This window comes from Shewanella baltica (assembly GCF_900456975.1).
In the GTDB taxonomy this organism is placed as follows: Bacteria; Pseudomonadota; Gammaproteobacteria; order Enterobacterales; family Shewanellaceae; genus Shewanella; species Shewanella baltica.
Map to the genome: position 1 here is coordinate 1,406,351 of NZ_UGYM01000002.1, position 22,519 is coordinate 1,428,869.

General features: G+C 47.6%; 19 protein-coding genes. 11 read left to right on the forward strand and 8 right to left on the reverse strand.

From position 1 onward, the window contains the following. Nucleotides 1–254 precede the first annotated feature (254 nt). From DYH48_RS06335 to DYH48_RS06390, 11 genes are all read left to right on the forward strand, one after another. On the forward strand, nucleotides 255–899 hold the full coding sequence (locus DYH48_RS06335) for an MBL fold metallo-hydrolase (protein ID WP_115334315.1): 645 nt from the start codon (nucleotides 255–257) through the stop codon (nucleotides 897–899). Between the two features lie 146 nt (nucleotides 900–1,045). After that, entirely contained in the window at nucleotides 1,046–2,785 is a 1,740-nt protein-coding gene (locus DYH48_RS06340) for a methyl-accepting chemotaxis protein (protein WP_012089579.1), read from the forward strand. 7 nt (nucleotides 2,786–2,792) lie between these two features. Then, nucleotides 2,793–3,008: a hypothetical protein gene (locus tag DYH48_RS06345; RefSeq protein ID WP_115334316.1), complete on the forward strand. Its 216-nt coding sequence runs from the start codon at nucleotides 2,793–2,795 to the stop codon at nucleotides 3,006–3,008. A gap of 165 nt (nucleotides 3,009–3,173) precedes the next feature. Then, nucleotides 3,174–4,190, forward strand: a complete 1,017-nt coding sequence (locus DYH48_RS06350; RefSeq protein ID WP_115334317.1) for an XdhC family protein — start codon at nucleotides 3,174–3,176, stop codon at nucleotides 4,188–4,190. Further along, nucleotides 4,190–4,927 carry a nucleotidyltransferase family protein gene (locus tag DYH48_RS06355; protein ID WP_115334318.1) on the forward strand — a complete coding sequence of 246 codons (738 nt, stop codon included), beginning with the start codon at nucleotides 4,190–4,192 and terminating at the stop codon, nucleotides 4,925–4,927. Before DYH48_RS06350 ends, DYH48_RS06355 begins: the two co-directional genes overlap by 1 nt. 3 nt (nucleotides 4,928–4,930) lie before the next feature. After that, nucleotides 4,931–5,449, forward strand: coding sequence for a (2Fe-2S)-binding protein (locus DYH48_RS06360; protein WP_172481156.1), 519 nt, complete (start codon nucleotides 4,931–4,933; stop codon nucleotides 5,447–5,449). 1 nt (nucleotide 5,450) lies between these two features. Continuing rightward, nucleotides 5,451–7,697 carry a xanthine dehydrogenase family protein molybdopterin-binding subunit gene (locus DYH48_RS06365; protein WP_115334319.1) on the forward strand — a complete coding sequence of 749 codons (2,247 nt, stop codon included), beginning with the start codon at nucleotides 5,451–5,453 and terminating at the stop codon, nucleotides 7,695–7,697. A 211-nt stretch (nucleotides 7,698–7,908) separates the two neighbouring features. Continuing rightward, nucleotides 7,909–8,400: a DUF1097 domain-containing protein gene (locus tag DYH48_RS06370; RefSeq protein ID WP_006085447.1), complete on the forward strand. Its 492-nt coding sequence runs from the start codon at nucleotides 7,909–7,911 to the stop codon at nucleotides 8,398–8,400. 104 nt (nucleotides 8,401–8,504) lie between these two features. Next, on the forward strand, nucleotides 8,505–9,959 hold the full coding sequence (locus DYH48_RS06375) for a methyl-accepting chemotaxis protein (RefSeq protein ID WP_115334320.1): 1,455 nt from the start codon (nucleotides 8,505–8,507) through the stop codon (nucleotides 9,957–9,959). 890 nt (nucleotides 9,960–10,849) lie between these two features. Then, complete coding sequence (locus tag DYH48_RS06385) at nucleotides 10,850–11,218, forward strand: hypothetical protein (RefSeq protein WP_115334321.1); 369 nt, start codon at nucleotides 10,850–10,852, stop codon at nucleotides 11,216–11,218. 75 nt (nucleotides 11,219–11,293) lie between these two features. Then, nucleotides 11,294–12,151, forward strand: a complete 858-nt coding sequence (locus DYH48_RS06390; protein ID WP_115334322.1) for a DUF3800 domain-containing protein — start codon at nucleotides 11,294–11,296, stop codon at nucleotides 12,149–12,151. Between the two features lie 626 nt (nucleotides 12,152–12,777). On the opposite strand, the gene xthA is transcribed toward DYH48_RS06390, so the two are convergent. The 8 genes from xthA to DYH48_RS06435 all read right to left on the reverse strand — a co-directional run bounded on the left by xthA (nucleotide 12,778) and on the right by DYH48_RS06435 (nucleotide 22,274). After that, on the reverse strand, nucleotides 12,778–13,590 hold the full coding sequence (xthA, locus tag DYH48_RS06400) for an exodeoxyribonuclease III (protein WP_115334324.1): 813 nt from the start codon (nucleotides 13,588–13,590) through the stop codon (nucleotides 12,778–12,780). Continuing rightward, nucleotides 13,590–13,889 carry a YciI family protein gene (locus DYH48_RS06405; RefSeq protein ID WP_006082200.1) on the reverse strand — a complete coding sequence of 100 codons (300 nt, stop codon included), beginning with the start codon at nucleotides 13,887–13,889 and terminating at the stop codon, nucleotides 13,590–13,592. Before DYH48_RS06405 ends, xthA begins: the two co-directional genes overlap by 1 nt. Beyond that, nucleotides 13,889–14,434 (reverse strand): septation protein A, encoded by a 546-nt coding sequence (locus DYH48_RS06410; protein WP_012587356.1) that lies wholly within the window; start codon nucleotides 14,432–14,434, stop codon nucleotides 13,889–13,891. Before DYH48_RS06410 ends, DYH48_RS06405 begins: the two co-directional genes overlap by 1 nt. Before the next feature lie 120 nt (nucleotides 14,435–14,554). Then, the gene (locus DYH48_RS06415) at nucleotides 14,555–15,685 is read right to left on the reverse strand and encodes an IucA/IucC family C-terminal-domain containing protein (RefSeq protein ID WP_115334325.1); all 1,131 of its coding nucleotides are present in this window, start codon (nucleotides 15,683–15,685) and stop codon (nucleotides 14,555–14,557) included. Between the two features lie 141 nt (nucleotides 15,686–15,826). Further along, nucleotides 15,827–18,070, reverse strand: coding sequence for a TonB-dependent siderophore receptor (locus tag DYH48_RS06420; RefSeq protein ID WP_172481157.1), 2,244 nt, complete (start codon nucleotides 18,068–18,070; stop codon nucleotides 15,827–15,829). A gap of 95 nt (nucleotides 18,071–18,165) precedes the next feature. Next, nucleotides 18,166–20,094: an IucA/IucC family protein gene (locus DYH48_RS06425; RefSeq protein WP_115334327.1), complete on the reverse strand. Its 1,929-nt coding sequence runs from the start codon at nucleotides 20,092–20,094 to the stop codon at nucleotides 18,166–18,168. Nucleotides 20,095–20,103: 9 nt separating this feature from the next. Beyond that, entirely contained in the window at nucleotides 20,104–20,769 is a 666-nt protein-coding gene (locus DYH48_RS06430; RefSeq protein WP_115334328.1) for a GNAT family N-acetyltransferase, read from the reverse strand. Further along, nucleotides 20,769–22,274, reverse strand: a complete 1,506-nt coding sequence (locus DYH48_RS06435) for a lysine N(6)-hydroxylase/L-ornithine N(5)-oxygenase family protein (RefSeq protein ID WP_115334329.1) — start codon at nucleotides 22,272–22,274, stop codon at nucleotides 20,769–20,771. Before DYH48_RS06435 ends, DYH48_RS06430 begins: the two co-directional genes overlap by 1 nt. Nucleotides 22,275–22,519: the final 245 nt, after the last annotated feature.

Sequence of the window (22,519 nt, forward strand, 5' to 3'; positions counted from 1 at the left end):
AAACAACCTTAATGGCAGAGGCTCATGTTATTGTGATTGACAGATTGTATACCCAAATAACCTGAAGATGCAGCAACCTAGGCTAGTTGAAACTCGTATCTTCAACTACCTTGGGTATAGACCAAATAGTTTATGCAGCAGGCTAGGATTATTTGATTAGCTTTTGGTGAAGATCAATTTTTCCATTTTAAATTTGAGCCATGATGAGTTTCTTAGCGTAATCTATCGCTTATGGATAACACGAGATTGAAGCTATGAAGTATCAGATTATTCCAGTGACACCTTTTCAGCAAAATTGCAGCCTGATCTGGTGTGAAAAAACCAAGCGAGCTGCGGTCGTGGATCCTGGTGGAAACATTGACAGGATCCAAAACGAAGTGACGAAACTTGGACTCGTCCTCGACAAAATTATCCTTACCCATGGGCATATCGATCATGTCGGTGGGGCAAAAGCCTTAGCGCAAGCCACTAATGTGCCGATTATTGGCCCGCATATCGCCGATAAATTCTGGATTGATAACTTACCTAAGCAAAGCCAAAACTTCGGTTTTCCCCATTGCGATGCCTTTGAACCGGATCAATACCTGCAGGACGGCGATAACGTGCAAGTGGGTGAACAAAGCTTGTCTGTGCTGCATTGCCCTGGGCATACGCCGGGACACATTGCCCTTTTCTCTGCCCAATCTAAGTTGGCGTGGGTGGGGGATATTTTGTTTAGAAGTTCAATCGGCCGCACCGATTTTCCTCAATCAAATCATCAGGATTTAATTCACTCGATCACCGAAAAACTGTGGCCCTTAGGTGTCGACGTCGAATTTATTCCGGGGCATGGTCCTATGTCGACCTTTGGTGAAGAGCGCGAGCATAATCCCTTTGTCGCGGATCAACTTTTACTCTAAGTGTCATGTCATTAAGAACTGTTTGATTTGTGAGCGATAATCACTCGCAAATCAAATGATTATTTCCATTGATTGTCCCACTTTTACCGATGTTTTCTGATTTTCCTTCTAGACTTAAAGCAGTTCTTCCGTCTATTGGGGTAAGTATGAAAACAAAAACCATGATGAGTGTGGTATTTTCGACCATAGTCGCGAGTGCCGTGATTTCTGCGGCACTGAGCTTCAATGTGAAGTCTAAAATCGATCTCTTTAATGATGCCGCCAGCATCCGATATCAGTCCTATCAACTTGCCGATGAATTAAGGCAAGGTTCCGATGACTTAACACGTCTCGCCCGTACCTACGCCGTCACAGGTGATGAAAAATACGAAAAAATGTATATGGATATTTTGGCTATCCGTAATGGTGAGAAACCCAGACCCGAAAAATATCATCAGATTTATTGGGATTTGGTGCTGAGTTATGGCGATAAGCCAAAGCCAGACGGCGCGAGAATTGCTATAAAAGAGCAAATGAAGTCCCTTGGTTTTTCCGATGAAGAATTCCGTTACCTCGAACAAGCCCAAAAAAACTCAGATGCGTTAGTCGCCCTCGAAGTGAAAGCCATGAATGCCGTCAAAGGTATCTTTATGGACCCCAACACCCAAACCTACACGATCAAAGGCGAGCCGAACTTAACCATGGCGAGGGAGTTATTACATAGCGACCAATACCATAGAGAAAAAGCCAAGATCATGCAGCCGATTGATGAGTTCTTTACGGCGTTGGATAAACGTACCGATGGTGAGGTTAATGGTCGACTCGACTCCTTACATGCGGCATTAAACTGGTCTCAGTTCGTATTGTTCATCGTGATTCTTGCGGCCGTTGGTGGATTCATTATCGTTAAGAGCCGAATTGTGACTCCCTTAGTGCAGACCTGTAGTGAGTTGCTCGACATTCAGCGCTCTAAAAATCTTGCGCGGCGGATCTCTGTCACCACTCAGGGAGAGATTGGCGAAATCGTTAATCAAATTAACTTGTTTATCTCTTCCCTTGCCAGTTCCTTATCGACAACGGATGGTATTGCAAAAGAGGTCGCTGATTTAGCGAAGCAAACCAAGGCATCAATTCAAGTTTCGCGTGAAAGCTCAAATCGGGTGGCGAGAGAACTGGACGCCAGCGCCAGTGCGATGGAAGAAATGACCACGACGTTAGTGCATGTGAGTGAGAGTACGTCGAACGCTGAAAGCCGCGCCGCTGAAAATGAAGCGCATGTCACTGTGGGTAAACAGACGGTATCGGAAGCGTTGAAAGCCATGTCGGTATTGGAAACTGAGTTTACCAATACTCAAGACTCTATGTCGCATTTAGTGAACGAAAGTACCCAAGTTAGTAATGTGTTGAGTGTGATTAAGGCGATTGCAGAGCAGACGAATTTGCTGGCACTGAATGCCGCGATTGAAGCCGCAAGGGCCGGTGAGCAAGGGCGAGGATTCGCTGTGGTGGCCGATGAGGTTCGATCACTAGCCCAGCGCACCCAAGATTCCACCAAGGAAATCGACGATATTGTCGCAAGCCTTCAAAGTCGTACGAATCAAGTGGGTACATCTGTGACTCAAGCCGCGACGCTTATGCAAAAGGCGGGGGTAGAGCTGCAACGTATCGTGGCTGTATTTGAGGATATTCGCCACAGTACGGAAGCAATTCATGGGATCAATACTCAGGTTGCCGCTTCAACCGAGGAACAGTCCTTGGTTTCTAAAGAAATCGCTTCGAGTATGATGGTGATCCGCGATAATTCCCGTGAAGTATCACAGATTATCGAGCAGATAGAATCGACCTCTATTAGCCTAGATAATCAATCCCAGATACTGCGCACTAAGGCGGGGGAATATCAGTTTTAGATGAGATGTGGTTGATTTACGAGCACACGCCACTCAAGACACGGATGTCAATCCTTCCCCCTTTGAACATACCCTGAACATATTTTCTGCTTCGACACTTTTTGACATCTATTACTCCTTTCAATACGTACACGCCTTTGCTAACTTGGTTGCCCAAGTGTTTAATGCCGAGCGTTTGGCGATGCTGTTTTTATCGACAAATGAAACTCGCATCAAACCTTGATAACAAAATAGACGTCGATAGCTGTGATATTCATCAGCGATCTTAACCAGCGATTTTTTAGTTTTGACAGTTTGTAGTTTCGACGGTTATTTGTTTCGATAGTGTCGACAGTAAAAAGTGCATTAAGTCTTTTCAAATATCCCTAACCCAATGGAGTCCTTGCGGATGGATCACCAAATCGAAGATTTACTAGAGCATTGGTTACCGCTGGCGGATGACGCTTGGGTGCTTGCGGTGATCACCCAAATTCAAGGCTCGGCCTATCGCAAACCCGGCGCCATGATGTTGTTTCATGAGTTCGGTCAAGGCGTGGGTATGTTAAGTGGCGGCTGCTTAGAAGCCGATCTCCGCCGCCATGCCCAAAAGGCCATGCAGACAAAGCAAGTCACGTGCGTGACCTACGACGCGAGCGATGAGTCCGATGCCAGCTATCGACTCGGCTGTGGCGGCATAGTGGATATCATGTTGATCCCACTCTTAAAAGAGAATCATGATCTTGGTTTGGTTGAGCTAGTACAGGCATTTCGCCACGGTCGGTCGGGTTTTTATCAACTGCCATTAGTCAAAGCAGGGACGGATGCGCGCCAATATCAGGCCGCTTTCTACCCCGAAGCGTTGACACCGTTCCCCGCCAGCGATTTTGTCCGCACAGGCGTCTTCACCCAAGAGGCGGGAGAATCGCTGATTATTCCGCTGAGACCGAGATTCCACCTTGGGATTTTTGGTGGTGGCATCGACGCTAAGCCTATTGCCGCCATGGCCGATACTTTAGGCTGGCAAGTGACGGTTTTTGATGGCCGTACCGCCTATGCCAGAGCGGCGGATTTCCCCCATGCCCATATCGTGAAACTTACCGCAGGGGAATTAACCGCGAATCATATCGCCCAATTGGATTGCGCCGTAGTGATGAATCATAACTTGGGCTTAGATGCTGCGGCATTGAAGGTCATTCAAGCCCATCCACTCGCCTATATCGCCTTGCTTGGCCCTGCCCATCGACGGGATAAAGTGCTTGGGATGGCAGGGCTGAGTACTGAATCATTTTCTGGGGTGTTTTCTGCCCCCGCAGGGCTTGCCCTTGGCGGCGAGTTACCGAGCGCAGTGGCGTTAAGTATTTTGGCCCAATGCCACGGCGTACTCCATGGCGCGACCTTACAACATCTCGATGAGATAATGCGTTGATGACATTGCCGCCAGTGCCAAAGTCGGCAGAGCTAGCGTTGGCAGAGCAAACGCCACGTTCATCCAAGCGGCTGTTGATCGTGGTACTTGCGGCTGGTGAAAGTAAGCGCTTTGAGGGAGTTAAGTTAGCGCAGCTTATACCATCACTTAGCGCCACAGAAACTCGCGAACAAGCCATCATTTGCACCCATGTTGAGCTTTTACAACAGCTTCATTGCCAAGATTTAGATTTGGAGCGCCAAGACACACATTCGCCCCAGCATTTGCCTTTGTTAGTCATACTCGGTGCTCACCAGCACGTATTGCAACCGTTATTGGCTGAACTTAACTCCCGCCACCCCTTTGATATTTTGATTAATCCGCAGTGGCACACGGGTTTGGCCTCCTCTGTGAGTTTGGCGGCAAGTTATGCCAAGGAGCAAGGCTTTGATGCCATGCTGCTAACGCTCGCTGACCAAGTGGCTCTGAGCGCCGATGATTATCGCCAACTGATTTTGACATGGCATGAAACGGGTAAAGACGTTGCCGCCCATTATTTGGATGATTTAGGTGTACCTGCTATTTTTAATGCCTCTACATTGCCTTTGTTCACTCATTTGAGTGGTGATCGCGGGGCGAAATCTATTTTAAAACAACAAGCACAGCAGGGAGCGTTAGTCGCTATAACACTACCCCGCGCCGCAATTGATATTGATACCCAAGCCGATCTTGCGTCGTGGTTGGCACTTAAGGAGTGAGTTATGGCAGAAGTTTTATCAACCAAAGCAGTCGTCAAGGAAGCGAATACCGCCTCTTCCACCCAGACACTTTCCGCTCAGACACTGACCATCAACGGTAAATCATTTACCTTAGATGCCGATCCTAAAATGCCAATCCTGTGGGCACTACGGGATATTTTAGGGCTCACGGGCACTAAATATGGCTGCGGTGCAGGGCTATGCGGTGCTTGCACAGTGCATTTAGACGGCCAACCCGTACGCGCCTGTTTAACCAGTTTGGGGCAGGCACAGGGAAAACGACTGACAACAATTGAAGGGCTAGATAATCAAAAGCTTAAAAATGCTTGGGCCGAACATAACGTGCCACAGTGTGGCTATTGTCAGGCGGGCCAACTGATGTCGGCTGCGGCGTTGGTGGCGCAGCATCCGAAACCTTCTGAAGAACAAATTAACTCGGCCATGTCGGGTAATATCTGCCGCTGCGGTACATACCCGCGGATTAAAGCGGCACTGCAAAACTATGCCAAACAGGAGGGCTAATATGAGTACTTTTACTGCCGTAGAAAATATCAGCCGCCGCGACGTGTTAAAACTGTTTGGCGCAGTGGGTGGCGGATTAGCATTAGGGGCGAGTGGATTAACTTGGAGCCCCATGGCGCTGGCGCAGGATAAAGAAGCACGGCTGAATCTGTTTATTGCCATTGGTGAAGACGATAAAGTGTACCTCACTTGCCATCGCTCCGAGATGGGACAAGGGATCAGAACTGGTATTCTGCAAGTCTTAGCCGAAGAGTTAGAAGCGGATTGGGATAAAATCGTCCCCATTCAAGGCTTAGCCGATAAACGTTATGCCAGCCAAAACACTGACGGTAGCCGCAGTATTCGCGAAAATTACGACCGCATGCGTCAGATGGGGGCAATGGCAAGAATCATGCTAGAGCAAGCCGCCGCTGCGCGCTGGAAAGTCCCCGTGAGCGAGGTGCATACCGCCGACCATAAAGTGTTGCATGCGAAATCTGGCCGCTCGGCCAAGTTCGGCGAGTTAGCGTTAGCCGCATCAAAGCAGCCCGTCCCCGCTGTTGAGTCGTTAACCTTTAAAGAGGTTAAAGATTTCAAGCAGATTGGCGCATCACGCCAAATTGTTGATATGGACGCCATGTTAAGCGGCAGCGCGATTTATGGTTACGATATCAAACTCGATGGCATGCTCTACGCCAGCATTATGCGTCCGCCTGTGCTTGGGAGCGATGTGGCAAGCTTGGACGATACCGCGGCGCGTAAAGTGGCCGGGGTAGTGGGTGTGTATCGTTTGCCCGCCGCTAAGGGCGCACCCGCGTTTCAGGCTTTGGGCGGCGTTGCTGTTATCGCCACAAACACTTGGAGTGCCCTCGAAGGCCGCAAAGCCTTAAAAGTCACTTGGACTCAGGCCGACAACAGTCAGCATGATTCAAGTCTTTATTTAAAGGAGCTTGTCGAGCGGGTACAGCAAAGCGGTAACGTTGTGCGCCAAGCTGGTGATGAAATCAAAAACTGGCCCGAGGCGAATACGTTAAAGGCGGTTTATACCGTACCTTATTTAATTCATTCTTCTATCGAGCCGCCCGTTGCCACCGCCCATGTGACTGAAAAGGGCTGTGAAATCTGGGCATCGACCCAAACGCCGCAAAGCACACAGCAAAATGTGGCCGCTGCGCTGGGTATGGAAGAAGATACGATTAAAGTGAATGTTACCCTATTGGGTGGTGGTTTTGGGCGTAAATCTAAACCTGATTTTAGCGTTGAAGCCGCGCTGTTATCGAAGCAATTCAAGCGTCCAATTAAAGTGAGTTGGAGCCGCGAGGATGAGATCCAAAACGGTTACTACCATGCTATCAGCGCCCAGTCCTATCAGGCGTTGTTCGATGCTAACAATAAACCGACCGCGCTTTTAGCCCGTACGGGATTCCCATCGATCAGTTCAACCTTTGCCGAAGGGGTGGAATATCCCTCTGGCGGTGAGTTGGATTTAGGCTTTGTAGATGTGCCCTTTGCTTTGCCGAATTTAAGATACGAAGCGGTAAAAGCGCAGGCGCATAGCCGCATTGGTTGGATGCGCTCTGTGTGTAACATTCAGCACGGTTTTAGTGTCGGCAGTTTTGTCGATGAAATGGCCCATAGGTCCCAGGTTTCTTGCTTTGAGATGTGGCGTAGCCTGCTAGGGGAAGCAAGGCGCGAGACCTTTAGCGATCAAGGTTTTAAATACGGCAACTATGGTGAAGATCTCAGCCGTCACCCCGTGGACGTGAGCCGCTATTTTGGAGTAATCGACGCGGTCGAAAAAGCCCAAGCTAAGGCGCCCAAGGCCGGTAAAAATCAGGGCTGGGGTTTTGCCGTGCATCGTAGTTTTGTCAGTTATGTCGCCGTGGCCATGCTGGTGGAGGTGAGCGAGGATAAACAGCTTAAAGTGCTGAATACCATCGCTGCTATCGATGCGGGCACGATCGTTAACCCCGATAGGGTAAAAGCGCAGACTGAAGGCGCAATTGTGTTTGGCCTGAGTTTAGCCTTGATGGGTGAAATCACTTACAAAGAGGGCAAAGTGCAGCAATCGAATTTCCACGATTATCCTTTGCTGCGGATCCCTCAAACCCCCGATATTGAGATCATCATTATCGAGTCCGATGCTGCGCCTGCGGGCGTAGGTGAGCCGGGTGTACCGCCCGTGGCGCCGAGTTTAACCAATGCAATTTTTGCGGCGACGGGGCAGAGGATCCGCGACCTTCCCGTGAGTAAATTATTGCGAGTGTAAGTGACGGCAAGAGAGTTAACTGAACGCCGTTTGAACAAAAAAGCGCCTAATAAGCGCTTTTTTCGTTTTTTTACCACAAAAAATTTGCTTGTTAGCGATTTTACGGGCATTAATGCCGAAAATTAGCAATAGATCAGGTTTTTGTTACCAGAATAGAGGTAATTTAACTAACAGATAAACTTCCGTGAATAGAATTATAAAGGGGTCATCCATGGAAAATCGTTGGCAAGTCGCTATTTCTGCCGGCCTATTGGCGGCTATTTGGTGTGGCGTCGCAGATGCCTTTCATCTGGTCACTTGGATTGGCTTTTTAGGTTGCAGCACTTTTTTCGCTCAACCCAAGGCTGGTTTTCAAGGCGTGATGATGGCGTGGTGCACGAATCTGTCCGGTGTGTTTTGGGCTTGGCTCATTATCTCGGGTAGCAGCTTTTTTATCTCACCCGTATTTGGGTATATTTTTACCGGCATAGCCACTTCGGCCATGTGTTTACAGGCTAGTTATCAAAAGCTTAGCTTTATTCCCGGCGCATTTATTGGCTGTTGCACTACCTTTGCTATGGCGGGTGATGTGGCCAATGTCGTGCCGTCGTTGATCATTGGTGGCTTATTAGGTTTTAGCATGAGCCTGTTAACGGGGCAGTTGGTTAGCTTGACACAAAAGTGGTCTGCCGCCACGCGTAGTCAAGTGGCTAGCGCGGATTAGCATAATACCTGCTCAGATCTTATTACTGACATAGCTGTCGAAGCGATCTGGGCTATAATGCTGATTTAGTGCCAAATAGCATTTTGTTCTTAGGAATTATCAAGATGAAACAAATCCAGTTTCGCACCATTGATGCCATATTGATCAAGTTCAGTCTCAACGGAAAGTTTTGGGTAGTGTGTTCTATGGTGGCGTTGATCACGGCCGCCGTGGCACTCGTCAACTATCAACACGCGCACCGAAACGTCGAGCAAGCTTCTATTGCCCGCGTTCAAGCAAGCGTCGATACCTTAGCGCAAGTTGCCACGGCGCAAAAGCTAGAGGCTGATGACTTATCACAATTTGCCAGTCAATACGGTTTAACCGTGACTTCAAGGCAAAGTGAAGCGCAGCGTCAAGGGGATAAAGTGACGGCCAGCGCCAGCGTGTCAGGCATGCAAGCCTTACAACTGACGCAGAATGTCCATGAGTGGGAAGTCGATGCGCGCAGCGATGCTAACTTTATGTTTTGGTTAGCATTAGTGGGATTATTGCCCTTATTCCAACTGAGCTATTGGATTTCAACCTCACTCGGCGGTGGCTTGTGGGATATGTACTTAGCCATCAAACGCTTAGCTGATGGTGATTTGAGCTTTAGATTAAACTTCTTTGGCACTGACGATTTCAGTTTGATTGCCCGCGAAATTGACCGCTGCGCCGATAACATGAGTGAAATGGTGTCGGCCATTGGTAAAAATGCACAAACCTTGTCATTAGCATCCGATGAATTTAATCAACAGGCGGCCACCAGTGATGAGCTGATTGGTTTCCAGCATCAATTCCTCGATTCCGTTGCTGTGGCGATGGCGCAAATGACTTCAGCGATTGAAGAAGTTTCTATCAACGCGAGCAACACTTCGCTGCAGACTAAAGAAAACTCAACCCAAATGTCGGCCAGCCGTGGGCGCATTAGCCACACAGTGGACAGTATTGGCTTACTTTCAACTAAGATTGGCGCAGCGTTTTCATCGGTGGAACAATTGTCTAAGGATGCGGCGAGTATCGATGCCGTGGTTACGACGATTAACAGTATTTCGCAGCAAACCAACTTGTTAGCCCTAAATGCGGCCATTGAAGCGGCCCGTGCCGGTGAGCAGGGGCGTGGTTTTGCCGTAGTCGCCGATGAAGTGCGCACCTTAGCGGGTCGAACTCAACAGGCCACGGTAGAAATTCAGTCTATGATTGAAGGCTTACAGTCTGGCACGAGTCGTTTATCTAGCATTACCATGGAGATAGTCGATCAGGCCGATGAAGGCCGCAGCGCGATTATCGCCGTCGGTGACGATGTTCAAGGTATGGCGCAATCGGTGAATGCGGTATTTGATATGAGCAGCCAAATTGCCGCTTCGGCGGAAGAGCAGAGTGTCGCCGCGCGCGATATTGCCGGACAATTGAATGAAATCCGCCATCAGTCGGAAACCATCAAACAAACGGCCCAGCGCAGTGTGACCTTAGCCAATGATCTGCACCATGCCTCGGTCGAGTTAGATGGCATTTTAAAGCAGTACCGCACGAGCTAATGTTTCACCTTTAATGTGAGTCGTCTGCATGGGTTGTTGAGTAATAACGCCCGATACTGAGTCTCATGTTAAGTATTCGCGTATCATCCGAAAATGGCGGAAATCGTAGATTTCCGCCATTTCATTATCGAAATACCTCAAAGCAGATAACTGAGTTGCTTAGCATTAATTGTCACTATTTCCCCAATATTACGACCTCCTTTTATTACTTAAATGTCCCTATTTTAGAGGGGCACTGGTGCAACAATGCCAATCTTAACTAACCCTTTCGCTGTTCGTTTAGCTAAAAAGATATTGCCCCAAAGCAAGATAATTGTATCGTCAGTTGTGTAGCATTCATTGTCATTGTTTCCCCCTGTGACTCGCCATCCCTTTATTCAACAAGAAGTATCCCTGAGGGCTCTACTAAAACATCCTGTTTTAGTCGGTCACAGTTGCAACAATGCCAATCTTAACTAACACTTCTGCTGTTCGTTTAGCTAAAAAAATATTGCCCCTAAGCTGGCTAGCATTCATTTAGTGAATTGAAAACTGACGAATGAATTGCCCTGCAAAATCTCATCTATTTACCAAATGTTTGGCCCTACCGTAAAGCGACTAACAATATATGGGTATACAGTCGTATTTAAATTTAGATGATGTTGAGTGTTTTTAAACTCATTAGTTTGCGCGTTTATACAGCCTAAAATTTATAAAACCCTTAAAAATCATCCGTATAAGCTTTCCCAAAATTAGTTAATAGGTTTGAAAAACGCGCATGCGTGTTTTTCCAGATAGTGTATTTGGTAGAAAGCTGATAAGTTCTTTGCATACAGATAGTTAATCGTGCGCGTTTTCATTGGTCCAACGAGGTACACGCGCATGCGCACGAATAAAGGTTAGGCATATAAATGTACGGAATCCCAGAAAATTTTGACCTTTCTATAATTCTAGGTTCTGACCTGAATATGATCAGTCAGGGGCGCTATGATGTTCAATTTAGTTTTGACGCAGGTGCCACAATCTGCCTTCAAGGAATGGCATCCGTTCTGCAACGTGGTACTGAAATAGCTGTATGGAGTGAAGAAAATAATTGGTCATCTCTGGGGTTTCAAAAGCTATTCAACCAGTCCGTTGAAAGTGTATTACTTCCAAATACAAGACTAATAGAAATTCATTTTAAAAATGATCTCGTATTGCAGTTGCATGATAGTTCAGAACAATATGAATCTATGCAAATTTACTATCCGAATGATTCATTACCTTCGGTTATTATTTAAAAGGCCCAACAAAGTGCTCCAACCCGCGCACTTCGTGCGCTGGACAGTTTGTAAGTCGCGGCAAGGAATTGAGTGATGCACTTTTTTTACCTAGACGAGAGTGGGGATTCAGGAGCGAATCTCAATGATCAACAGCAACCAATTTTTGTGTTGGGTGGCTTGAGCGTCGCTGACAAAAAATGGAATAACACCAAAGAAAGGCTAGATGCCATTATCAGCGATTATTTTAATGGGAATATTCCTGCCGGATTTGAAGTTCACTCTCATGAGTTACTTTCACCTAATGGGGAAAGATTCTTTGCTGGCCACCATATAAATGATCGTTTGGCGCTCGTAAGATCATTGCTGGGGTTAGTCGAAGAGCTTGGACACCAAGTGCACTTCTTTGCAGTAGAGAAATCCTGCCTTGATCAATCTCAGTGCCAATACCAAGCAGTATTCGATACAAAGCATCCCTATCTGCTGTCGTTCGATTATTTAATTACTTACATGAATTGGCATGTAAAAGAGAATCTTGGGCAATCTGCGAGAGGTATGATTGTACTTGATGAGAAAGAAGAGCATCACGAAAGCGTTGAGGCAATCATCCAAAATCGTCGATTTGAAGTCCCAAACAACCAAAAGGTAAAGTGGATTGTTGAGTTTAGCCACCCAATCGACTCTCGTAAAAATCCAATGATTCAGTTATCTGATCTTGTAGTGCTTTGTATTCGAAGATTTTTGGAGATTGAAAAAGGATATAAGCCAAATACTCCTGATGTTGTAAAAAACTTCTATTCGGAGTGCTACAACCTAATTGATAAAAGGGTTAAAAGTAAAAATATAATTGAGCGAACTGGTAGAAATCTGAATCATCTAAATGATCATTTATCTAGATGTCAGTGTAAGCCAAGAACACAATGGCGGCGTGCATATGGCATACAGCGCAACTAACAAGCGCATGTTGGCGGACTGGTTTTCCGCTGCGCTCCAAACCAGCCGTAAATGCGGGCGTTAACCCATAGAAATTTTAATCCGAAACTGACGAGTTAGAATTAAGGCTTTAACTCGAAATTGTCCAAAAGCTTGCTATGTATTTCTTTAAAACAAACAGGCTTCGCCGATGCTAAACAGGTGAGTCTTGGTGATTTGCGAGACGACCGTCCGCCCCATGGCCGCTCTTTGACGTCCATGCCATCGCGGCATTCGTGAATCCATTCACATCAGACGGGCGGCCCTGCATCCAAGGATGGACTTGAACAACGTCCCTGTTTAACTGCCAGTTCGCTATCTGATAGGCAGGACGCCTGAATGTCGTGCAATGCAGGGATGCATGAGAACGACCATGGCTCTCGTTCATAAGCTCAGAAACCCTAGGTTTCTATTCACCGCGTCGATGAGTGAATGCCATGGCTCACGATTAATCTGTGGCTGAAGCTAAGCTCACAACTTTTTTGCGATGTATGCTGTTCATTTTTAACTTACTTGTGCCAATCTCATTCTGCTTAAGTCACTCTCAAACAAAAACATCGGCCTAAGCCGATGTTTCATATCTACTAAGATGGTCGAACTTTAGCTGATTAGGCCTCTTTAAACTTGCTCCAAATGGGCGCGTGGTCTGAGGGTTTATCTATGCCGCGAAGATCGTAATCGACATCGGATTCGACTAAACGTGCTGCCAGTGAAGGTGTTGCTAAAATCACATCAATACGCAGGCCGCGGTTGTCATCGAAACCTTTGCTGCGGTAATCGAACCAAGAATAACGTTCGATGCGCTCTGGGTGTAATTGACGGAAAGTGTCGACTAAACCCCAGTCTTGCAAGGTTTTTAACCACTCACGCTCTTCCGGTTGGAAGCTACATTTACCCGTTTTCAGCCATCGCTTACGATTGACTTCACCAATACCTATGTCTAAATCGGTCGGCGAAATATTGATATCACCTATGATGGCGATATCTTCATCGTTGCTGTGATTTGTCTGCAAGTAGTGCATTAAGTCCTGATAAAACTTACGTTTAGCAGGATATTTTGTTGGGTGGTCTATGCTTTCGCCCTGGGGGAAATAGCCGTTGAATACGGTTAACGGACGACCATTCGCTTGGGCAAAAGTGCCGATAATCATGCGGCGCTGGGCATCTTCGTCATCGGTTGGAAAACCTTTTTGCAGCTTTTCTGGCGCGACTTTAGACAACATAGCAACGCCATAGTGGGCCTTGCCGCCGTGGTAATGCACTTGATATCCCATGGCTTCGACGTCGGCTAATGGAAACGCTTCGTCGTGCACTTTGGTTTCTTGCAGGCCGATAATGTCGGGCTGGTGGCTGTCGATTAAGGCTTGTAATTGATGCAAGCGCGCGCGCAGACCATTGATGTTAAAGGACACTATTTTCATTAGGGCAGGACTCGTTTGAAAGGTTTAACGACCACGCTTTTATACACGCCCGCTTCGATATAAGGATCGGCATCGGCCCAGTGTTTTGCTGCCACTAAGGATTCAAAATCGGCGACAACCAGTGAACCACTAAAGCCAGCATCACCTGGGTTTTCGCTGTCAATGGCTGGATGTGGGCCAGCGATCAGTAAACGACCTTCATCGGCGAGGGCTTGCAGGCGAGCTAAATGGGCAGGGCGAGCGGCTAAACGTTTTTCTAAACTGTTCTCAAAATCTTGAGCTGAAATCATATACCACATTATTTGAGTTCCTTGCGTTGATCTTCGGGAAGGTGTTTATAAAGATAAAATACGGTCAGGACAGTATTAATTAAGGTTAAAGCGGTTAAACCAAACACTTTAAAATTGACCCACGTTTCTAATGGCAAACTAAAGGCGACATAGATATTGACTAGGCCACAGCTGGCGAAGAAGACGACCCAATACCAAGTTACGCGAGCCCAAATCTTGTCTTCTACTTGCATTTCTTTGCCTAACATCGACTTTAATATCGATTTATTGAGCAATTGGCTGACACCTAAGGCGATAGCAAACAAACTATAGATAATGGTCACTTTCCACTTGATAAAAGAATCATCGTGAAACACTAAAGTGAGTGTGCCAAACACTGTCACCATAGCAAAGGTGATTAAGTGCATCTTTTCAAGTTTCTTATATAGCGCATAGGTCACGATTAATTGAAGCGCGGTGGCTGCGATCAATGCGCCGCTGGCGATATAAATATCGAAAAATTTATAGACAGCAAAAAAGATGACGAGGGGCAGGAAATCAAGCAGTTGTTTCATAATTAATCGTGTTAAAGAGACATGGGCTTGAGTGTAGCATGTGCAACATAAGGGCAAAAGCATCATGGGCCTAGGATTGCGATCTTGCCCATTAAACCGATTTAATCTTATAAGCTAGCTTCACGTTTGCTTGGCGGCGTTGACGTTAACCTTTGCACGACTTAACAGCGGGCAATCGTGGCATTGGCCTGTGTTGGCGAGTTGATACCTCAAGCAGCAAGTACGGCGAATGCAGTGGATTTTGGGACTCGGTTTTGAGCGCGATGCTGTACTCGTTACTATTCTCGCAACTGTGTTCGGTGTTGCGCTGTCTTGCTCAGGTTCGATGAGTAAGTTAATGCTGTTATACAACGGATTGGTGCTGCCATCTAAAAAGGTCGTGCGGCGAAACAGGGCTTGTTTTAGTTGCTGGCTGTACTGCTCAGTGAGTCCCAACTCCCCAAGATACCAGTGGATCAGATAGCCTAAATGACTCCAATATAATTTAACGGGCACGGGGCTCAGAGTGAGCAGGCGCTCAACACTCGGTTGCAGTAAGTTTAAGATAAGGCCTTGTAGGGCGAGTTCTTTATCAACTGGCGGCTTATATGAGGTTAATGGCGAGTGTACCTTAGTGCCTGTCTTGAAACTTGACTTAGTGTTGGTTTGGCAAAGTGGCACGATGCCGTGGTATTTTTTAAAGGTCAAAGCGGTATTTGGCTGGTGTTTTGCGATGTTACATTCAAATTTGGCCACTCGGCCACTGGGGTGTACCTGCATAAAAATGGACTGTGGCTGCCAGTGGATGGATTCTAAGTCAGTTTGTGGGGCATTGAAAATCCATTCCATCATAGGCGGGACTAAGAGGCCGAAATACCATTGGCCCCAAAGTGAATGCAGCGCTTTACGAGTGTCTTTTCTGCTGGCCGCAGCGTTTTTACTGACCAAAGCGCTTTTACTGGCGAAAGCAGTGGCTCGGCTGGTTGCAGCAGTTTTATCCGTCTCGGTTTCGGTTTTAGTTTCAGTCTGCGTTTTGGCGCTAGGGTGCGCTATGGCAAAACGCGCTAGCAGTGTTTGATAGGTATCGGCGCAGCTCCACTCATCGAAACTGAGTCCCGTGGGTGAGGACGTTGCATTAAGGTGCTCGCCATAAAAGGGCGCCCGCTGATGTAACAGCTGATTGAGTGTCAAAATGGTGTGATTCAAACCGTCGTGGCTGAGCGAGGTATCGCGCAAGAGTTGCAGTCTAGTGTCTCCTCGTTGGCTTGCCATAATGACTCCTTAATGGCTGTGATTGATTGCCGCTGTGATTGATAAGCCCCGCTATTATTGATAAGTCCAATAGATGAGGACCTTGTGAGCCCAAGATTTGGGCTCACAAGGGTTTTCGAACTTTCTCAATAAAAGTCTGACTTAGAAGCGATAGTCCAAGGTTAAGCTGGCACTGCGCGGCGTACCGTATTGGAATTGACTGTATTGACCGACTTGGCTGTAGTAGCTTTTATCTAAGGCGTTGTGCAGGTTGGCGCTAAGCTTAAGTTGCTCGGTGAAGGCGTAACTTGCCATCAGACTCGCCAGTGCATAGGAGCCTTGCTCGACTTCGACTCTAATCGTGTCTATACCATTGCCTACAGGTTTATCGGCATCTTGGTAGACGCGGCTCTGCCAGTTAACCCCTGCACCAATTTGCAATTTATGCCAATCACCACCAAAGGTATAAGTGGTGAAGAGTTTTAACTGCTGACGTGGTGACGTGGTATTGATGCGCTTGCCCTTAGGATCTTCGGTGGTGAACTGGGTGTAGCCTAAGTAAACATTCCAGTCATCAGTGATTTTACCCGTCGCTTCGAACTCGAAACCTCGAGTGTTCGTACCATCGACTTCTCTGTACACAGGGATGGTGGTGCCAGGAATGCGTGTGCGAGTGTCTACGCCTATGTTATCTTGCTTGATCTCAAACACCGACAACGACATATCTAAAGCCTCATCGAATAGGCTCGCCTTAATCCCACCTTCGTAGTTTTTCCCTTTGACCGGATCTAGATAGCTTTTATCGATTCTTTGTTTAGTTTGCGGCGCAAAAATGTCGGTATAGCTGGCATAAAGCGAATATTGCTCGGTCAGAGCGTATGTGAGGCCGAAGTAAGTGGTGAGTTCGTTGCTGATGTTGAAATTGTATAGGCTTTTAAAGTTATCTTGGTCGGTTTCCCACTCATTGAGGCGTAATCCGACGAGGACTGCTAAGGCGTCGCTGAGATTAAGCTGCGTCGCCACATAGGCTGCACTCTGTTTGGTTTCGCCAGATGAGCCTGTGTCTGAGGTATCTTGCCATTGAGGTTTAGGGTACTGGAAGTTCGGATCGCGAAAATCACCTAGTGGTGGTACTGCAGCAGTGGGGTAATAATAGGGATTGGCGAACTCTTGTCGCTGACCATTCCAGCCAAACATCAATTGATGTTCTTGACCAAAGAGTTGGAATTGTCCTTCGGCGCGTAAATCCACATTGTGTTGGGTGCGACTGCCGTCGACATAGGCGATAGAGCCTGCTGTTGCGCCTATATTGGTTACAGGATCGGGATAACCCATGGCCCATAGCACATCGAACTCCAATGAGTTATCGCCATAGGTGTAAGTCCCTTTTAGGTTCCAGCCATTATCAAATCTGTGCTCGAGACTTGCAAAGGTGTTGAGGCCTTGGGTATGCGCCGAGCCCCAATCGGGCGCCGTTGAAGTGGCGCGATCATAGTTAGTGCGGCTGCCGTCACTGTAAAATAGCGGTAAACCGCCCGACATAGTACCGCTCGGTGTGGCATCTTGGTAATCAACCCCTAGGGTGAACAAGGTGCTATCGCCAATATCGGTTTCGACTATGCCGTATAACGTGGTGCGCTGTTGCTCGTATCTGTCTTGGAACGAATCCTTATCCTGATAGGCGGCTACTACGCGACCGCGCACCGACCCTGAGTCATTTAAGCCGCTCGAAAGATCGACCATACCGCGCACATTATTCCATGAGCCCACACTTACCGATGTGCTGCCCATAAACTCTTGAGTTGGGCGCTTACGGATAAGGTTAATGGCCGCCGATGGATTACCGGCTCCCGTCATGAGTCCCGTCGCGCCGCGTACCACTTCAACTCGTTCATAGATGGCGGTGTCGATAAGGTTATCGCCATAGTTGAAGCGGGTGTCGTAGGTGGTGGGTACGCCATCGTACAGTATACTGGTCACGGCAATGCCGCGGGCACTAATGCTGTATCTATCGTTATCCATAGGGCGAGCATTAATCCCGGCAACGCTGGTCATGGCATCAATCACGCTATTAAGCTGTTGATCGTTCATCATTTGGCGGGTGATAGACGTGACCGACTGCGGCGTTTCTAAATAGGATAAATCGAGCCCTGTCGCTGTGTTCATCGCTTGGGTTTTATAGCGATTGTCGTGTAAATCCTTAGCGCCAATGACATTGATGATTTCAATCTCTTTTTGGTGCTTCTTGGTTTTACCATCCGCATCCACAGTGTCTGCTACGGCATGGGGCACACTGGCTAACATGGCTGAGCACAGCAATAGCTTTGGGTTAACGATGGCTTGTCTGCAGACGAGTGCGATGCTGGAGAGAGGGAAAGTCTTCATAATGGTGATCTTTAATTCCATTTAGGTTGGGGTTAAATAAAGCGGGCCAACAAGTGGCCCACACAAACGTTTCGTCAAGTTTCAGAAAGTGTCGGGTCTATGCGTTTTGTTGCGCGTTAACGTGTTTTCGACTCAGCGCTGCCAAGTTTGGGGCGCTTAAAGGCATGGCTTTGCCTAAAGGCCGCCAAGGGATTGTCGATACCGCCAGCGAAGCGTAGGTTTTTCTCCCTGTCGGCTAGATCTATCATTTGTTGGTTGTTATTCAATTGGATACGATTGAGGCAGGTGCGTACAAAGCTGTCCTTAAACAGATCGTATTGGGCAAACTTGGCGGCCAAATGTGGATGTTGAGCTTGGTAGTCACGTACATTGTCCGCCACTAATTCCCAGAATTGGCTTTCACTGACACTGGTTTGCTCATCTAACAGCGGTGCTAAATAGCGGAAAATACAGTCAAAAATATCCAGTAAGATGTAGTTAAGCTTCATATCTTCTTCAAGGCTTACCGCAAGGCGTTTTACATCATCAGGCAGCGGCGAGGTGCCATTCAGTACCGCGACTTCTTCGCCTATGTCTTTCATTAAAATCTTGACCGGCACATATTCATCCAGCACTAAGATCAGGTTTTCACCGTGGGGCATAAAGACCAGATCGTAGGCAAAAAACGCGTGCAATAAGGGCGATAAATACAAGTTGAGGTAACGGTTCAGCCAGTCTTTTGCTGACAAGCCTGAGGCCGTTATCAAGGCCGAAATCAGCGCTTTATCTTCATGATCTGTGTGCAGCAGGGCGGCCATGGTCATCAGATTTTGCTTAGGCGCAATGTGCGGCAGTGGGCTTTCGCGCCATAGGGCAGAGAGCATTTTTTTGTAGGCGCTGTCTTGGGTGAGTGCCTGCTCGTAATAATGGTGGTGGTAACCTATGGCGGCAATTTCTTTAAGGATCACAAACCCTTGCTGAGTAAAGTAAGGGTCGCTCTCAACCAAGTTCGCCACCCACGCATTAATTTGCGGTGTGCAGCTCATGTATAGGGGCGATAGGCCGCGCATAAAGCCCATATTTAAGATGGAAAGCGCGGTTTTGACATAGCACTTTTGTGGCGATGAAAGATTGAAGAAAGTGCGTATCGATTGCTGTACTTGGTACTGTTCGCTACCTTCGCCAAGGTAAACCAGATCGCCGCGGGCGATGTCGCCGGCAAAGACGCGGGCGATTTTTTCACGCCACTGCCAAGGATGCACAGGCATAAAGTAGAAGTCCTGTGGATCATGCTGCTGGGTTTTAAGATGCTGCTGAAAATCAGTGAACTGCTGGCCAAGCTCCTCCTTGAGTAACGCGTCGTGACTCAAGTTTTCGAGGGCGGCAAACGTGGTCTTACTCTTGCGCACGCCAAGCCAGACTAACTGCATCGGCATCGCACTTTCTGGGGCAAATTGGCGGTAATCCTGCATATCGAAGCCAATCCGGCCGTTATTGGCAATAAACACCGGATGGCCTTCAGTCATACCCGCTTCTATGCTCTGATAATCGGCTCGCGCCAGCGTGGCGGCGGGGATCGCCTGATGCGCTAACTTGTACGCCTTGCTGTAGAGGGTGCTAGTGATTTCCTCTAAATACGTGGGCAGTAAGGTTTCGCTGATCCCTAAGTCATTTTTAAGGGAAATGATCAGCGACATCCCATCAAGGGCTTGCTCTTGTCCTGCGACTGAAACGCGGATGGAATCTGCATCGATAGCAAGATGATCGAGCTGATAGTGCCGCGCACTAAAATAGTAAGTGCTGTCTTTGAGCCGCAGTTCATAGTGGTTAAGCCCCGCCTTTTGCCCGTATAGGGTCGGCGTGATGATTTTCTCGTGGGTGAATTCGCAGAGAATTTTCTTCACTAAATGCCGATTAGCCGCTTGCCAATAGGCGGGGGTCAAGTGCTCCGGCATAGAAGTTGAGGTTGTCGATAGCGAAGGGGTGAGTTGAGTCGCCGCTGCGTGAGTTTGATGATCCTGCGTTGTCAATGGATCCATTAGTAAGGCTTTTGTGGGTAAGTTCATCTAGTTCACCTAAAGAGTCGATAATGTCATGGGAGAGGTTACGGGCGCTGCGAGCGTGCTTGGCAGCGCTGAGGTTGTCTGGGCTAAGCCTGTCGAAGAGGGTGTGTTCGATGCCAGCTGGCGATCGGCCGCAGTGCAAAATCCGAGGAACGCGGCTTTAGTGCTTAACTGAATCGCTTTTTCATAGCGAATGCCCACTCGGCTATTTAAGCGATGAATTTTGCTATTGAGTTGATCGGGTTCAACCACTAGGCGGTTAAAGGCCAATTTTTCAAGCACGAGCTGCGCTATCGCATCCATCACTTTGAAGGATAAGCCGTTGATTGGGCTGCCATCGGGCGGCGCGATAATCAGGTGCATACCGCAATCCCCCGGTGCAACACGATAGTGGTGACCGATTTCATCGTGGGCGGGATCGTAGAGCTCCACCATAAAGAGTGATTTGCCCTGCCACTCACCTATCAAGGCAAACTTATGCTGCGTTGCTGCCATAAGGTTCTCTATGGCGGTGAGATTCAAGCCCTGCATGCCCCAAAACTGCGCGTACTCTTGGTTAAACCAAGACTGTAGTGTTGGCAAGTCTTGCTTGAGATCTAACGCTCTGAACTGGAAACCATTGATGCTTGTAATAGCTGATAGCTGCGTTAAACAATGGCTGCTAAATTGACTCGCCATTATTGCGCCTCCTGGTTTGGCGCCATCAAGACCGACATATTGGTTCCCGCGCCTGCGCTCATACTCGAAGTCGGCGTTTGGGTTGGGTAGAGATGCGCCGATGCATCAGCGTTATTGCTGTGCGGAGACGTCTTAGGGAAATGTTTAGGGTTAAGATTCAGTGTGTTAATCGCATTGGCGCCGCAGTGCTGATGATTGGCAAGTTTGGCCGGATCGAAGGTTTGAAAGGCGATGTGTTCTTCAATGTGGTAGGGCGCATAGCCAAGCACGGCCTTTAAGATGATGCCGTTGCGATAACAGCCCATGCCAAGATCCGGTGAGCTTACCCCATGGGTATGCAAACCCACATTTTGGACAAAAATATCCCCGCGAATATCTATGCTGTAGTCGCGTTGTACCGCAAGTTGTCCCGCATTATCGAACTCGATATGTTGCTTTATATCTTTGATAAATTGAGGCAAACGGTAGTGATAACCAGTGCCTAATACCACAGCACCCGTGGTTTGGCTCAAAGGGGTATCTTGCTCTTGATGCTGAAAATGTAATTTGAGTGCATCTGGGTCAGTTTGAATACGGGTTAACGCCACATTGGTCATTAATTGGCACTGGAAATCCGCAATCAAGCGCTTTTGATATAACAAGTCATAGATGTCGTTGATAAGCTCTGCATTAATGCCCTTGTAGAGCGATTTTTGACTGGCGATCAAAGCACAGCGTTTTTCCGGTGCTAATTCGTGGAAGTAATCGACATAATCTGGCGAGGTCATCTCCAACGTCAGCTTAGTGTATTCCAAGGGATAGAAACGTGCTGAGCGCGTCATCCAATTCAGTTGATAGCCATAGGTATCAATGTCTTGCAGTAGATCGTAAAACACTTCCGCCGCACTTTGGCCACTGCCAATGACAGTGATGGCGCTCTGACTCTGCAGGTAGGTTTTTTGCTGCATATAGCTGGCTGTATGCATGACCCGCGCATCTTGAATGGGGCAATCCTTTGGCAGATAAGGCTCTGTTCCTGTGCCTAACACTAGCTTTCGGCATTGATAGGTATGGGTTTTGCCACTGCGTCTATCAAAACCTGTGACTCGATAAATACTTTCACCGGCGTTGTAATCTACTTGAGTGACTTTAAAGCCAAATTTTAGATTGCTGAGTTGCTGGCTTACCCATTGGCAGTACAAGTTGTATTCGTGGCGGGGTAAAAAGAAATTCTCACGAATGTAAAAGGGATAAAGTCTACCCGTCTTTTTGGCAAAATTTAGGTAACTGTAACGGCTGGTGGGATCGGCCATAGTCACCAAATCTGACATAAAGGGGGTTTGCAGTCTTGAGGATTTGAGTAGCATGCCTGGATGCCAGTCAAAGCTGGTTTTAGCATCTAAAAATAAGCAGTTAAAGCCGTCGATAGGTTCTGATAAGGCGGCGAGGCCAAGATTGAATGGGCCAATGCCGATGCCGAGTAGATCAAAGATTTCGCGATCCATTTCCCTTTGTTGAGTAGTCACTTACGCCTCCTTTGGCAGCATGCTGTTGCGTGTTGCCGATCCAGTAATCAGTTACCTAAGGACGCAAACCAAGTTAATGCGGCTGTCAAAATAGCCTGTTTAGCTATCTATCTTGCTGTGGTTAATTCGCTATGTTTAGCGCAGTCCTTAGGCCATTTTTCCTGCTGCCTCTGTCCCGACAACGGCGAGTAAATTAGCACGTGAAAATATTTAAATGCAAACCATTCTCATTTGGGTGGTGGTGA